Here is a 14,010-nt window from a genome sequence, read left to right on the forward strand (position 1 = left end):
TCAGGACGCGGCGCCGACCACGTGCCCGACGGTCTCGGGCCGGTCGAGCACGCGGAGCATGAGGTCGGCGACGTCCGCACGCGAGATCGACCAGCCGCCGCGGACGTTCTGGTCGATCGCGGTGCGGTAGTCGCCGGTCAACGGCTTGTCCGTCAGCTTGGGCGGGCGCGCGATGGTCCAGTCGAGCCCGCTGCCGCGCACGACGTCCTCCATGGCAGCGAGGTCCGCGTAGTGGGCCTTGAACAGCACCTTGGGGATCCGGCCGAACACGTGGCGCATGAAGAACCCGTCGCCGGCGTCGTGCTTCGGCGGGTGCGGGATCGCGGGGGAGGGGACGGTCCCGATGGGCGCGGCGCTGACGACGACGAGCCGGCTGGTGCCCGTCGCCCGCATCGCGTCGACGATCGCGCGGGTCCCGCGCGTCGCGATGCCCTCGTCGGCCTTGGTGCGCGCGCCCAGGCCGGACAGCACGGCGTCCGCGCCGGCGACGGCGTTGGCCAGCGCGGCTGTGTCCTTGTCGAGGTCCACGGTGACGACCCGCGCCGTGGTGCCGGGCAGCCGGGACGGGTCGCGGACGACCGCCGTGACGTCGTGCCCGGCGGCGGTCACCTGCTCGAGGATCTGGCGTCCGATGCCGCCGGTCGCGGCGACGATGGTGATCTTCATGGGGTGTGCTCCGGGCTCGGTGTACGGTGCTGATTGCTGTTCGAGAAGATATGAGGACCGTAACATATGACTTCCGAAGTGTCTGCCGACGAGCGCCGCCGCAAGCGCCGGCTCACGCTCGACGTGCGCGACTCCATGCGCGAGCTGAGCATCCAGCTCGACCTGCTCAACCACCAGGTGAGCCAGCGCCTCGACATGCGGGACGTCGACCTCGACTGCCTCGACCTCATCGGGCGGCACGGCCCCCTCGGCGCCTCCGCGCTGGCCCGCCTCGCCGGCCTGCACCCCGCGACCATGACCGGCGTGCTCGACCGGCTGGAGAAGGGCGGCTGGATCGTGCGCGAGCGCTCCGCCGAGGACCGCCGTGCGATCGTCGTCCGCGCCGCGAAGGACCGCGGCGCGGAGATCTACGCGTTGTACTCAGGCATGAATGCGTCGATGGAACAGCTGCTCGACGACTACTCGCCGCAGGAGCTGACGGTCATCGCCGACTTCCTGACCCGGGCCCGCGACGCCGGCGCTGCCGCGACCGGCGCGCTGGCGCGGGACTGACCCTCACACCCCCAGGCCGCCCACGACCTCGCCCTCGACGCTGGTGAACTCGCCGGCGAGCATGGGCATCGCCTCCGTGATCGCGGCGCGGGTGGCCGGGAGCTGGAGCGAGGCGGCGTGGTGGGCGGCCGACTCCCAGACCTCGGACACGGCGATCAAATCCTCGTCGTCGTCCACGAGGGAGACGACGTACGACCGGCACCCGACGTCGGCCAGCGAATCGGTGGAGCGCAGGAGGATCTCGACGACGGCCGCGCGCTGCCCGGGCATCGTCCGCATGGTCCCGACGTACGAGTAGGTCATCGCCGCGCGCTCCTCATCGCCGCCGTCACGGTGACGGGCGACCCGTCGGGGGCGGTGCCGGCCGCCAAGGCGTCGTAGTCGGGCGACCCCACCGGGTACACCGCGAGCCGTCCGTCGGCGTCGGCGTGGATGCCCCACCCGTACCGCTTGCCCAGGTCGCTGGAGCGCAGGCAGGCGTGCGACTGGGAGTAGAACGCGGCCCACTCGTCGGCGGACGCCGGGTCGACGTCGTGGCGGGACGCCCACACCCGGAAGATCACGTCCGACGAGCGCAGCGTGTACGGCGCGGAGGCGATCAGCGAGAAGGTGGCCGACGCGATGGTCGGCGCGTCGCCGCGAGGCAGCGGTTCGACGGCGGTCGGCCGGTCACTGTCGGGCGCGACCGCGATGAACGTGGAGGTGTAGTCGACGTTCTCCATGACGCCCGACGCTAGACCCGAGCACCGACAGCCGGCCTGCTCATGGGGAAGATCCACGGCCCCTCGTCGGTCGCGAGCGCCACGCGCGAGCGGACAGGTTCGTAGCCCAGCGCCGCGTAGTAGGCGACGTTGTCGGGCTTCGTGGTCTCCAGGTAGGAGCGGCCGGCGGCGTCGTCGATCAGGCCGAACGCGGTGGCCATGAGCCGCTTGCCGCGGCCGGCCCGCTGCAGGTCGGGCCGCACGCCGAGCGCCTCCACGTACCAGGAGTCGGACGGCACCCCGGCGGAGGTCACGTCGCCGAAGCGGATGATGCCGAGGCTGTGCTCGCGGGTGTGCGCGGCGATCCGCACGATCCGGAACGCCTGCCGCCACCAGCGCGCCGGCGTCATGGGATAGGTGCCCGGCGGGTAGAGCGCGATCGCCCCGGTGACGGCACCGTCGAGCCGGGTCACGAACGCGTGCCCGTGTCGCACGGCGTCCGACAGGGTCATCCGGTACAGCGCCCGCAGCTCGCGCTCGCGACGCGCGCGGACGGGGAACAGGTGGACGAAGCCGGGGTCGTCGGCCAGCGCCGCCGCCAGCACCGTGGCGGCCTCGGCGATCCCGGCGGCGCCCAGGGGCTCGACGACATCGGGCGGCGGCGGTGCGGACATGTCGGGCATCCTCTACGGGACGTGCGTCCAGATGCAACCCCGACGTGTGCTGGGCAAACGCCGGTGACCTGCGCAAACGCTTACGACGTGGTCAGTGCGTCCTTCAGCTTGATCCGCCCGCCGCTGCGCAGCACCGCGTTGGAGTAGATCCGGCCCGCCAGCCACACGAGCACGGGGATGAGCGCGAGCGACAGCCCGAGCGCGAGCGCGACCTCCCACGGCTCGACCTCGCCGAGGGCGATGCGCATGGGCATCAGCAGCGGCGCGCAGAACGGGATGTACGACAGCCACACCACCAGCGGGTTCGTCGGATCCCAGGGCGCGATGCTCACGCCGATGATGTACGGCACCATCATCAGCGTCATGACCGGCGCGGTCACGGATCCGACGTCCTCCTGCCGCGACACCAGGGCCGCCAGCGCCCCCAGCGCCAGCGCGTACATCGTGAAGCCGATGACGAACCAGATGACCACCCACAGTGCGGTCGTGCCGAGGTTGATCGAGCTAGTGTCGACGAGCCCCAGCGCGACCGCCGTCCCGGCGCCCGCACCCACGACGAGCACCACCTGCGTCAGCCCGATCAGGCCGATGCCCAGCACCTTGCCGGCCATGAGCTGCCAGGGCCGGACGGTGGCCAGCAGCAGCTCGACCACGCGGCTCGACTTCTCCTCGACCACGCCCTGCGCCACCAGCTGGCCGGTGGTCATGAGCGAGATGAACAGCAGGATCCCGGCGACGAACCCGGCGACGATCTGCCCGCTGTCGCGCTCCGGCCCGGGCTCCAGGGCGGTGACGTCGGGCGACGCCTGCGCGATCTCGCGCCCGACCTCCCCGGGGTCGCCGCCCAGCGAGGTGACCGCCGAGGCCAGCGCCTCCTGCTGCGCCAGTGACGCGAACACCGGCGCCAGCGAGTCGGAGAGCGTGGTGTGGACCACCACGGTCAACGGGTCCGTCGACGTCACCAGGGCGTCGATGGTGCCGTCGGTCAGCAGCGCCTCGCCGGCGGCCTGGTCGGCGACCTCCTGCGTCTTGACGGTCGCGCCGGTCACCGCGCCCGTGGCGACGATCTGCTCGGACACGTCCGCCGCGTCGGGCGTGACGCCGACGTGCTGCGTGGTGTCGGACTTCGAGCCGACGAGGTTGATCAGCACGCCGCCCAGCACCACCGCGGCGACGAGCGCGATGGTCGTCCAGATGAAGGCCTTGGACCGGATGCGGCTGCTGATCTCCCGGCCGGCGATCAGGCGGACGGCCGCGCCGGAGGACAGCTCGACGAGCGTCGGGCGGGGGTTCATGCGGACACCTCCGCGGTCTCGGTGAGCTCGGGGGCGTCGGCGTCGGCGCTCACCACGTGCCGGTAGAGCTCGGTGAGCGACGGACGCTGCAGGCTGAACTCGTGCACCGCGCCGGCCGCGAGCGCGGCCCGCAGGATCTGCTGGTCGGCGTCGTCGGCACCCTGTCCCTGCACCTCGACCACCGACCGCGCGCCGTCCGTCGAGACCACGCGGGCCGCGGGGACGGTCGACGCCCACGACGCGGCGGGTGGCCCGTCCACCACCCAGCGCCGGTGGTCGGTGCGCCGCAGCTCCTCGATGCCGCCGAACGCCACCATCGACCCGCTCTTGATGATGCCGACCCGGTCGCACAGCGCCTCGACCAGCTCGAGCTGGTGCGACGAGAACAGCACCGGCACGCCCGCCGCCGCCTGGTCGCGCAGCACCCCGCTCATCACGTCGACCGCGACGGGGTCGAGGCCGGAGAACGGCTCGTCCAGCACCAGGATCTCGGGGGAGTGGACGAGCGCCGCCGCCAGCTGCACGCGCTGCTGGTTGCCCAGCGACAGCTTGAGGATCTCGTCGCCCCGACGGTCCGCGATGCCCAGCACCTCGGTCCAGTGCTCCATCGCGTCCCGGGCCGAGGAGGCCGACAGCCCGTGCAGCCGCGCGAGGTAGACCAGCTGGTCGCCCACTTTCATCCGCGGGTACAGGCCGCGCTCCTCGGGCATGTACCCGATGCGCCGCCGCACGGCGAGGTCCACCGGACGTCCGTCCCAGCGCACCTCGCCCGAGTCGGCCTCCAGCACGCCGAGCACGATCCGCATGGTCGTCGACTTGCCCGCCCCGTTGGAGCCGACGAAGCCGACGATCTCGCCCGCGCGGACCTCCATCGAGAGGTCCCGCAGCGCGCGGATGTCGCCGTAGGTCTTGTTGAGGGACTCCATCGTCAGTGCGCCCATGCGGTCGATCCAAACATGCGGCACCCACCCGGATCGACCCCATAGCAAGATGCAGGCATGCGATCGCGGGCGGTCTGGGGTGTCGGGTTGGTCCTGGTCCTGGCGGCCTGCTCGGGCGGTGCAGCGGAGGCGCCGACCGCGACCCCCACACCCACCGCATCGCCCGGTCCGCTGGCCGGTTGGACCGTCGAGCAGAAGATCGGCCAGATCGTCATGGTGGGCGTCAACCTCGCGGCGCCGCAGCAGGCGAGCATCGACGCCGTGACCGACGCGCACGTCGGCAACGTCTTCCTGCAGAACCGCTCGTCGGCGGGCACCCAGCCGGTGCTCGACCTGGTCCACCAGTTCACCGACCAGGTCTCCGACGAGTCGACGCACGGTGTCCCGCTGTTCGTCGCGGTCGACCAGGAGGGCGGGCAGGTGCAGACCCTCGGCGGCCCCGGGTTCAGCACGATTCCCGCGGCGTTGACCCAGGGGTCGATGTCCGCCGCCGACCTGCAGGCCGCCGCGACGACCTGGGGCCAGGAGCTGGCCGCCGCGGGCGTCACCCTCAACCTCGCGCCGGTCGCCGACATCCCGACCGAGGAGGGCGCCGCCTCCAACGCGCCGATCGGCCACTACCAGCGCGAGTTCGGCTGACGCAGAAGGCCCAGACGGACGATGCCTTCGCCGCGAAGGTCGACGCCGCGGTCCTCCGCGTCCTGGCCGCGAAGCACGCGCGCTGAGAACGGCAGCTCCCCGCGAGAACGGCACTTCACGGTGCCGTTCTCGCGGAGAAGTGCCGTTCTCGCGACGACGCCCGCCAGGTCGTGGACCCGGCGGGCGTCGTCGGCGGCGGTCAGCCCTCGCGCACCACGGCGACCGCGCCGGGCGCGACCACCAGGGTCCCGCCGTCGACCGGCTCGCCGCGCAGCAGCTCGTGGCCGGCGGCGGGCACCTTGATCTCGTCGGCGCTGTGGTTGAGGACGAACAGCCACGAGCGGCCGTCGTCGGCGACGCGGCGCACGGCCTCGACGTCCCCGCTCTCGAGGACCGGGGTCAGCCCCGCCTCGGCGATGAGCGCGTCCGTCACGCCCTGCAGGCCGTCGGAGTCCAGCCGCGTGGCCAGGTACCACGCCGCACCCGCGCCGACCGGTCGGCGCGTGAGCGCCGGCCAGCCCGCGAGGTCTCCGTCGGCGAACGTGCGGATCACCTCGGTGTCCGGGCCGACGTGGACCTGCTCCGACCAGAGGTCCGCCGCCGACCCGTCGTCGAGCGTCAGCACCTCGCCGTCCTGGAGCGCCCAGAGCTCCTCCGTGCGGACGCCCAGCAGGTCCCGGAACGCGCCCGGGTAGCCGCCCAGGCGGATGTGGTCGTGCTCGTCGGCGATGCCCGAGAAGTACGTGACCAGCACCGACGCGCCGTCGGCGGCGGCCTGGGCGATGTTCGCCGCGTCGTCGTCGGTGACCAGGTAGAGCGCCGGCACGACGACCAGCTCGTAGCGCGACAGGTCCGCCGACGGGCGCACGATGTCGACCGTGATGTTCCGCCGCCACAGCGCCCGGTAGTGCGCGAGCACGCGGTCGGGGTACGTGACGGCGGCGGACGGGTGGCTGTCCAGCTCGGTGCCCCACCAGGCCGGGTAGTCGAAGACGATCGCGGCCTGTGCGCGCACGCGGCTGCCCTCGACCTCGCTGAGCGCCTGCAGCGCGGACCCGAGCGCGACGGTGTTCCGCCACACCTCGGTGTCCGTGCCGGCGTGCGGCAGCATCGCCGAGTGGAACTTCTCCGCGCCCGCGGCGGACTGCCGCCACTGGAAGAACATGACGGCGTCGGCGCCGTGGGCCACGTGCGCCAGCGAGTGCCGGAGCATCTCGCCCGGGCGCTTCGTGCGGTTGCGCGGCTGCCAGTTCACGGCGCTGGTCGAGTGCTCCATGAGCATCCACGGCTCGCCGCCGGCCACGCCGCGGCTCAGGTCCGCGCTGAACGCCAGCTCGATGTGCGCCTCGGGGTCGTGGGCGCGCGTGTAGTGGTCGTTGGCGATGACGTCGAGGTCGTCGGCCCAGGAGAAGTAGTCCATCCACTTCGTGCCGGTGCTGAGCATGAGGTTGGTGGTGATCGGGATGTCGGGCGTGATCTCGCGCAGCACGTCGCGCAGCGCCCGGTAGTGGACCAGCAGCTCGTCCGACGAGAACCGGGCGAAGTCCAGCTGCTGCGTCGGGTTCGGGTACGTCGGAGCGCTGCGCGGCGGCAGCACCTCGTCGAAGTCGTCGTACCGCTGCGACCAGAACGCCGTGCCCCAGGCGGCGTTGAGCGCCTCGACCGTGCCGTACCGGTCCGCGAGCCACCGCCGGAAGGCGACCGCGGCGTCGTCGGAGAAGTCGTGCGGCACGTGGCAGCCGAGCTCGTTGTCGACGTGCCAGATCGCCAGCGCGGGGTGGTTCTTGTAGCGCTCGGCCATGGTCCGCGTCATGCGGAGCGCGTACTCGCGGAACAGCGGCGCGGAGACCCGGTACGCCTGCCGGCCGCCCGGGTGCAGCACGGTCCCGTCGGCCAGGACGGGCAGCAGCTCGGGGTGCTTGCGGGTGAGCCAGGGTGGCGGGCTCGCCGTCGCCGTGGCCAGCGCGACCTTGATGCCGGCATCGCCCAGCCGGTCGAGGACGTCGTCCAGCCAGCCGAAGTCGTACTCGCCCTCGCGCGGCTCCAGCTGCGCCCAGCTGAAGATCCCGAGGCTGACCAGCGTGACGCCCGCCTGCTGCATGAGCTCCACGTCCTCGACGCGGGTGGCCAGGGGCCACTGCTCGGGGTTGTAGTCGCCGCCGTACTGGATCATGCCGTCCTCGCCTGTCGTAGGTCTTCGATGCCGTGCAGGAAACCGTCGCGCAGCGTGCTGCCGGGCGCCAGGTCCGCCTTGGTGACCGGGCGGCCCAGCGTGGCCGACGCGTAGATCGCGGTGACCAGCTCCAGCGACCGGTGCGGGTCCGACGCTACGGGCGGCAGGGGCTCCCCCGCGCGCAGGGCCTTGTAGACCGCGCGGAGCAGCGGGGTGTGGCCGGAGGGCTCGTCGCCGGCCGGGAGGGTCCACGACGACGGGTTCTCTGGAGCCTCGCCGCCCGTGACCGAGGGGGCGGCCGTCAGGCGCCACGAGCGCGCGTCGTGCCCGTACAGGTGCTCGACCTCGACCGTGCCGAGCGTCGTGTCCACCCGCACGTAGCTGGTCTGCCGCGGCGCGAGCGCCGTGGTCAGCACCGAGACGATCGCGCCGTTGGCGAACCGCACCACGGCGGTCGACGTGTCCTCGGTCTCCAGGTCGCGGTCCAGGCGGAACGCGCGCGCGTCGACCTCGGCCCACTCGCCCAGGAGGAACCCGAGCAGGTCGAGCTGGTGGATGCCGAGCCCGAGCAGCGGCCCGCCGCCCTCGGTGGCCCACTTCCCGCGCCACGGGACCGCGTAGTAGTCCTCCTGCTTGCGGTACCAGAGCGTGTGGCAGACGCCGACGAGCGGGCGGCCGAGCGTGCCGTCCGCCAGCAGCTTCTGCACGTGGCCGACGGCCGTTCCGGTGCGCTGCTGGAACACGACGGCGTACTCCCGGCCGACCTCGCGGGCGACCTCGAGCACCTCGTCCAGGTCTTTGAGCGAGAGCACCGGCGGCTTCTCGCAGACCACGTGCGCGTGCGCTCGCAACGCGGTGATCGCCTGGTCCTTGTGCAGGCCCGGGGGTGTGCAGAGGTGGACGACGTCGACGGCCTCAGTCTCCAGCAGCAGGTCGAGGCTGTCGTACCGGCCCGGCACGCCGTACTCGTCGGCGAACGCGTCCCGCACCGCCGGGTTCGGGTCCGCGACCGCGACGATCTCCGCCGACGGGTCGGCAGCGAGCACCTTCACGTGGGCGTGGGCGATCGCCCCGGTCCCGACGAGGGCGACCTTCAGCCGGCCCTCCGACAACTCCGTCACGTCCGCTCCCTTGCGTCGTCCCTGACCGTGCCCTGCAACGGTAAGCGCTTGCCTGTCCATCCGTCCATGCGATGGCACCCCGGCGTCGACGCGGCCCCCCGAGCGTGGCCCCCGGTTCGTGAGCTTGCGACGAAGTCGCGGGCGGCAACGCGCGACTTCGTCGCACAGTCACGGTCTCGCCGTCGACGCCGACCCGACCGCTCGCGTCCGGGCTCGTCTCACCGCCGCGCGCGTCGAACTCGTGACTCCAGGTCGACCTCGCCGGTCCTGACCGGCGAGCTCGACCAGCGGTCACGAGTTGGACGGCGGCTGTCCCTGCGCGGCGACCGACCCCGCGGACGCCGGCGTCAGGCCGACGGGTCCGACGAGCCCCGGACCACCAGCTCCGGCTGGAACTGGACGCGCTGGTGCTGGAAGCTCGCGCCCTCCGACCGCTGGCGCAGCAGCAGGTCGGCGGCGGTCCAGCCCAGCTGGTGGGTCGGCTGGCGCACGGACGTCAGCGGCACGGTCAGCATCGACGCGAAGACGACGTCGTCGTAGCCGACCACCGCCATCTCCGCGGGGATGGCGACGCCGTGGGCCCGCAGCGCGCGCAGGGCACCGAGGGCCGTGAGGTCGTTGACGCAGAAGACGGCGGTCGGGCGGTCGTCGGGCGCATCGAGCAGCTGGTTGATCCCCGCCTCGCCGCCCTCGGCGTTCAGCGAGCCGATCGTGATCTCGACCAGCGCCGTCTCCGGGTCGAGGCCCGCGCTGGCCAGGGCCTCCAGCACGCCGGCCCGGCGGTCGACGCACTGCTTGATGGTGAGCGGGCCGTTGATGAACGCGATACGGGTGTGCCCGAGACCGATGAGGTGCTCGATCGCGAGGGCGCCGCCGCGCACGTCGTCGACCGCGACCGAGGAGACGTCGTCGAGCGGCGACGTGGTGTCGAGCAGCACGACGTCGATGCCGCGGTCGCGCAGGGCGAGCACGTTGTCCAGCGACCCGGCGGACGGCGTGACCATGACGCCCTGCACGCCGTGCTCCTCGAACAGCCGCAGGTACCGGGCCTCGCGCTCGGGGTCCTCGTCGGAGGACGACAGCATCAGCGTGTACTCGTCGGCGGCCAGCCGGTCCTCGACGCCGCGGGCGACCTCGGTGAAGAACGGGTTGGCGATGTCGAGCACGATCGCGCCGACCGTCTGGATGGTCCCCGCGCGCAGCTGGCGCGCCGAGGCGTTGCGGACGAACTGCAGCTCCTCGATCGCCACGAGGACACGGTCGCGCGTGGTGTCACTGACCTGGTCGGGGCGGTTGAGCACGTTGGAGACGGTGCCGACGGACACGCCGGCCCGCTTGGCGACGTCGGTGATGGACGGGCGGCGGTCCGCGCGTCCTCGAGTCGTCGTCGACATCGAACCTCTCTTCGTCGCGCAGGGCGCTCGGGCTGTGCAAAACGTGCGTCGCGCGGGCGCCGGGGCTGTGCGCCGACTGTGCCCGGCGCAGGGCTGATGCTAGTTCCCGCTCGCGGACCGTCGTCGCCGCCCCGCTGCGGCATCCCATCCGGTTCCACCCCGTAGCGTAGTGAATCGATTCATGCAGTTTCAAGGCACCGGAAGCTCATTGCTTGACAGCCGGGCGACCGCGTCCCTAGAGTGCGTGAATCGTTTCAACGACGAGATGACCAGGAGGACGGGCTGATGACCCGCGTGTGCTTCATCTCCCGCGTCCGGCCCGACCGGCTGGACGAGTACCGGTCCCGGCACGCCGCCGTGTGGCCCGAGATGCTCGAGGCCCTGCGCGACACCGGCTGGCGCGACTACTCGCTGTTCCTGGCCGACGACGGCCTGCTCGTCGGCTACCTCGAGACCGACGACTACGCCGCCGCGCAGGAGGCGATGACCCGCACCGCGGTGAACCCGCGCTGGCAGGCCGAGATGAGCGACTTCTTCGTCGACGACGGCAATCCCGACGAGGGCTTCCGCGTCCTCGACGAGGTGTTCCACCTGGAGGACCAGCTGCTCGCGGCCGGCCTCCCGACCCATGCACAGGAGCTCCGCGCATGACCTTCACAGACGTCCTCGCCCAGCAGACGATCGAGCTCCCCTCGTGGGCGTTCGGCAACTCGGGCACCCGGTTCAAGGTGTTCGCCCAGCAGGGGGTGCCGCGCGACCCGTACGAGAAGATCGCCGACGCCGCGCAGGTGCACCGCTACACCGGGGTCGCCCCGCGCGTCAGCCTGCACATCCCGTGGGACCTGGTCGACGACTACGACGACCTGGCGCGCCACGCCAAGGAGCACGGCGTGAGCATCGGGGCGATCAACTCGAACCTGTTCCAGGACGACGACTACATGCTGGGCTCGTTGACGCACCCGTCGGCGGCGGTGCGCAAGAAGGCCGTCGCGCACCACCTCCAGTGCATCGACGTCATGCGCGCGACGGGATCGACGGACCTCAAGCTGTGGCTGCCGGACGGCCTGAACTACCCCGGCCAGGACTCGCTGCGGGCCCGGCAGGACCGGCTCGCGGACTCGCTGGCGGAGATCTACGCGGCCCTCGACCCGAACCACCGGCTGATCCTCGAGTACAAGTTCTTCGAGCCAGCGTTCTACTCGATGGACATCCCTGACTGGGGCACGTCGCTGCTGCACTGCCTCGCGCTCGGCGACCGGGCCTTCGTCGTGCTGGACACCGGGCACCACGCGCCGGGCACCAACATCGAGTTCATCGTCGCCCAGCTGCTGCGCGCCGGCCGGCTCGGGGCGTTCGACTTCAACTCGCGGTTCTACGCGGACGACGACCTCATGGTCGGCTCCGCGGACCCGTTCCAGCTGTTCCGGATCATGCACGAGATCGTGCAGTCAGGCGCCCTGGCTCCGACCAGCGGCGTGAACTTCATGCTCGACCAGTGCCACAACATCGAGCCGAAGATCCCCGGGCAGATCCGCTCGGTCATGAACATCCAGGAGGCCACGGCGAAGGCGCTGCTGGTCGACGCCGACGCGCTCCTCGCGGCGCAGACCGCCGGTGACGTGCTCGGTGCCAACGGCCTGTTGATGGATGCCTACAACACGGACGTCCGGCCGCTGCTCGCGCAGCTGCGGGAGTCGCAGGGCCTCGACCCCGACCCGATCGGGGCGTACAAGGCGTCGGGTTACGCGGAGAAGATCGTCGCCGAGCGGGTCGGCGGCACACAGGCGGGATGGGGAGCATGAGCACGGCAGACGAGCTGGTCGCACGGTCGAACCGCCTGGGCGCGGACCCGCGCACGACGAACTACGCCGGCGGGAACACCTCCGCCAAGGGCACGGCGACCGACCCGGTCACGGGGACGGACGTGGAGCTGCTCTGGGTCAAGGGCTCGGGCGGTGACCTGGGCACGCTGACGGAGAAGAACCTCGCGGTGCTGCGCCTGGACCGGCTCCGCGCGCTGGTCGACGTCTACCCCGGCGTCGAGCGCGAGGACGAGATGGTCGCCGCGTTCGACTACTGCCTGCACGGCAAGGGCGGCGCGGCGCCGTCGATCGACACGGCGATGCACGCCCTGGTCGACGCGGTGCACGTCGACCACCTGCACCCCGACTCGGGCATCGCGTTCGCGACCGCCGCGGACGGCGAGGCGCTCACGCAGGAGGTCTTCGGCGACTCGGTCGTCTGGGTGCCCTGGCGTCGGCCGGGCTTCCAGCTGGGGCTCGACATCGCGGAGATCAAGGAGAAGAACCCCCAGGCGATCGGCTGCATCCTGGGCGGCCACGGCATCACCGCGTGGGGCGACACCTCCGACGGGGCCGAGGAGCGCTCGCTCGAGATCATCCGGACCGCGGAGGCGTTCATCGCCGAGAAGCTCGCCGCAGGCCCGCACCCGTTCGGCGACGTCGTCGCCGAGGCCCTTCCCGACGACGAGCGCCGCGCCCGTGCCGCCGCTCTCGCGCCGGTGATCCGCGGCCTCGCGTCGACGGACCGGCCGCAGGTCGGGCACTACACCGACTCCGAGGTCGTGCTGGACTTCGTGTCCCGCTCGGAGCTGTCGCGGCTGGCCGAGCTCGGCACCAGCTGCCCCGACCACTTCCTGCGCACCAAGGTCAAGCCGCTCGTCGTGGACCTGCCGCCGGACGCACCGCTCGAGGACGTCGTCGGCCGGCTCAAGGAGCTGCACGCGCTGTACCGCGCCGACTACCAGGCGTACTACGACCGCAACGCGACCCCGGACAGCCCGGCGATCCGCGGCGCCGACCCGGCGATCGTGCTGGTCCCGGGCGTCGGGATGTTCTCGTTCGGCAAGGACAAGCAGACCGCGCGCGTGGCCGGCGAGTTCTACGTCAACGCGATCAACGTGATGCGCGGCGCCGAGGCGATCAGCACGTACGTGCCCATCGACGAGGCCGAGAAGTTCCGCATCGAGTACTGGGCGCTGGAGGAGGCCAAGCTGGCGCGGATGCCGAAGCCGAAGCCGCTGGCCACACGCGTCGCACTGGTGACGGGCGCGGGGTCGGGCATCGGGCGGGCGATCGCCGAGCGGCTCGCCGCCGAGGGTGCCTGCGTCGTGATCGCGGACCTCAACCTGGAGGGCGCCCAGGAGGTCGCCGCGTCGCTCGGCGGCCCCGACGTGGCCGTCGCGGTGCGCGCCGACGTGACGTCGGAGGCCGAGGTGGCCGACCTGATCGCGGCCACGTCGCTCGCGTTCGGCGGCATCGACCTCGTCGTCAACAACGCGGGCCTGTCCATCTCCAAGCCGCTGCTCGAGACCACGGCGAAGGACTGGGACCTGCAGCACGACGTCATGGCGCGCGGCTCGTTCCTGGTGGCGCGCGAGGCCGCGCGGGCGATGATCGCGCAGGACATGGGCGGCGACATCGTCTACATCGCGTCGAAGAACTCGCTGTTCGCCGGCCCGAACAACATCGCCTACTCGGCGACCAAGGCGGACCAGGCCCACCAGGTCCGGCTCCTCGCCGCCGAGCTGGGCGCTTTCGGCATCCGCGTGAACGGGGTCAACCCCGACGGTGTGGTGCGCGGCTCGGGCATCTTCGCCGGTGGCTGGGGCGCTCAGCGCGCGGCCACCTACGGCGTGCCCGAGTCCGAGCTGGGCGCGTACTACGCCCAGCGCACGCTGCTCAAGCGCGAGGTGCTGCCGGAGCACGTCGCCGCGGCGGTGTTCGCGCTGACCGGCCCGGACCTGGTGCAGACCACGGGTCTGCACGTCCCGGTCGACTCCGGCGTGGCGGCGGCCTTCCTGCGATGAGCCTCGAGAACGGCACTTCCCCGCG

The 14,010-nt window shown here is 72.1% G+C and carries 14 protein-coding genes; 5 read left to right on the plus strand and 9 right to left on the minus strand.

The genetic code is table 11. The annotated features are described in order from the left end of the window. The gene (locus AC1DQC_RS07555) at positions 1–666 is read right to left on the minus strand and encodes an NAD(P)-dependent oxidoreductase (protein ID WP_477050606.1); all 666 of its coding nucleotides are present in this window, start codon (positions 664–666) and stop codon (positions 1–3) included. A 66-nt stretch (positions 667–732) separates the two neighbouring features. Between AC1DQC_RS07555 and AC1DQC_RS07560 the strand changes: the two genes are divergently transcribed. Then, positions 733–1,218: a MarR family transcriptional regulator gene (locus AC1DQC_RS07560; RefSeq protein WP_477050607.1), complete on the plus strand. Its 486-nt coding sequence runs from the start codon at positions 733–735 to the stop codon at positions 1,216–1,218. A 3-nt stretch (positions 1,219–1,221) separates the two neighbouring features. On the opposite strand, the gene AC1DQC_RS07565 is transcribed toward AC1DQC_RS07560, so the two are convergent. From AC1DQC_RS07565 to AC1DQC_RS07585, 5 genes are all read right to left on the minus strand, one after another. Next, a complete protein-coding gene (locus AC1DQC_RS07565; protein ID WP_477050608.1) occupies positions 1,222–1,521 on the minus strand; it encodes a putative quinol monooxygenase in 300 nt (99 codons plus the stop codon). After that, positions 1,518–1,940, minus strand: coding sequence for a DUF6157 family protein (locus tag AC1DQC_RS07570; RefSeq protein WP_477050609.1), 423 nt, complete (start codon positions 1,938–1,940; stop codon positions 1,518–1,520). The genes AC1DQC_RS07565 and AC1DQC_RS07570 overlap by 4 nt, the downstream gene beginning before the upstream one ends. An 11-nt stretch (positions 1,941–1,951) precedes the next feature. Next, positions 1,952–2,593 (minus strand): GNAT family N-acetyltransferase, encoded by a 642-nt coding sequence (locus AC1DQC_RS07575; protein ID WP_477050610.1) that lies wholly within the window; start codon positions 2,591–2,593, stop codon positions 1,952–1,954. Positions 2,594–2,673: 80 nt separating this feature from the next. Then, a complete protein-coding gene (locus AC1DQC_RS07580) occupies positions 2,674–3,888 on the minus strand; it encodes an ABC transporter permease (protein ID WP_477050611.1) in 1,215 nt (404 codons plus the stop codon). Then, complete coding sequence (locus AC1DQC_RS07585; RefSeq protein WP_477050612.1) at positions 3,885–4,829, minus strand: ABC transporter ATP-binding protein; 945 nt, start codon at positions 4,827–4,829, stop codon at positions 3,885–3,887. Before AC1DQC_RS07585 ends, AC1DQC_RS07580 begins: the two co-directional genes overlap by 4 nt. Positions 4,830–4,886: 57 nt before the next feature. On the opposite strand from AC1DQC_RS07585, the gene AC1DQC_RS07590 reads away from it, so the two are divergent. Further along, entirely contained in the window at positions 4,887–5,468 is a 582-nt protein-coding gene (locus AC1DQC_RS07590) for a glycoside hydrolase family 3 N-terminal domain-containing protein (RefSeq protein ID WP_477050613.1), read from the plus strand. Positions 5,469–5,667: 199 nt separating this feature from the next. Here the strand turns inward: AC1DQC_RS07590 and AC1DQC_RS07595 are convergent, their stop codons facing one another. The 3 genes from AC1DQC_RS07595 to AC1DQC_RS07605 form a co-directional block, all read right to left on the minus strand. Continuing rightward, complete coding sequence (locus AC1DQC_RS07595) at positions 5,668–7,641, minus strand: beta-galactosidase (protein ID WP_477050614.1); 1,974 nt, start codon at positions 7,639–7,641, stop codon at positions 5,668–5,670. Next, entirely contained in the window at positions 7,638–8,762 is a 1,125-nt protein-coding gene (locus AC1DQC_RS07600; protein ID WP_477050615.1) for a Gfo/Idh/MocA family protein, read from the minus strand. Before AC1DQC_RS07600 ends, AC1DQC_RS07595 begins: the two co-directional genes overlap by 4 nt. A gap of 347 nt (positions 8,763–9,109) precedes the next feature. Then, entirely contained in the window at positions 9,110–10,156 is a 1,047-nt protein-coding gene (locus AC1DQC_RS07605) for a LacI family DNA-binding transcriptional regulator (protein WP_477050616.1), read from the minus strand. A 285-nt stretch (positions 10,157–10,441) separates the two neighbouring features. Between AC1DQC_RS07605 and AC1DQC_RS07610 the strand changes: the two genes are divergently transcribed. The 3 genes from AC1DQC_RS07610 to AC1DQC_RS07620 are packed head-to-tail and all read left to right on the plus strand — an operon-like array spanning position 10,442 to position 13,985. Next, positions 10,442–10,807, plus strand: a complete 366-nt coding sequence (locus AC1DQC_RS07610; RefSeq protein ID WP_477050617.1) for an L-rhamnose mutarotase — start codon at positions 10,442–10,444, stop codon at positions 10,805–10,807. Beyond that, positions 10,804–11,958, plus strand: a complete 1,155-nt coding sequence (rhaI, locus tag AC1DQC_RS07615; RefSeq protein WP_477050618.1) for an L-rhamnose isomerase — start codon at positions 10,804–10,806, stop codon at positions 11,956–11,958. The genes AC1DQC_RS07610 and rhaI overlap by 4 nt, the downstream gene beginning before the upstream one ends. After that, on the plus strand, positions 11,955–13,985 hold the full coding sequence (locus tag AC1DQC_RS07620) for a bifunctional aldolase/short-chain dehydrogenase (RefSeq protein ID WP_477050619.1): 2,031 nt from the start codon (positions 11,955–11,957) through the stop codon (positions 13,983–13,985). Before rhaI ends, AC1DQC_RS07620 begins: the two co-directional genes overlap by 4 nt. Positions 13,986–14,010: the final 25 nt, after the last annotated feature.

The sequence above is a fragment of the Cellulomonas sp. P4_H12 genome, from assembly GCF_056400905.1.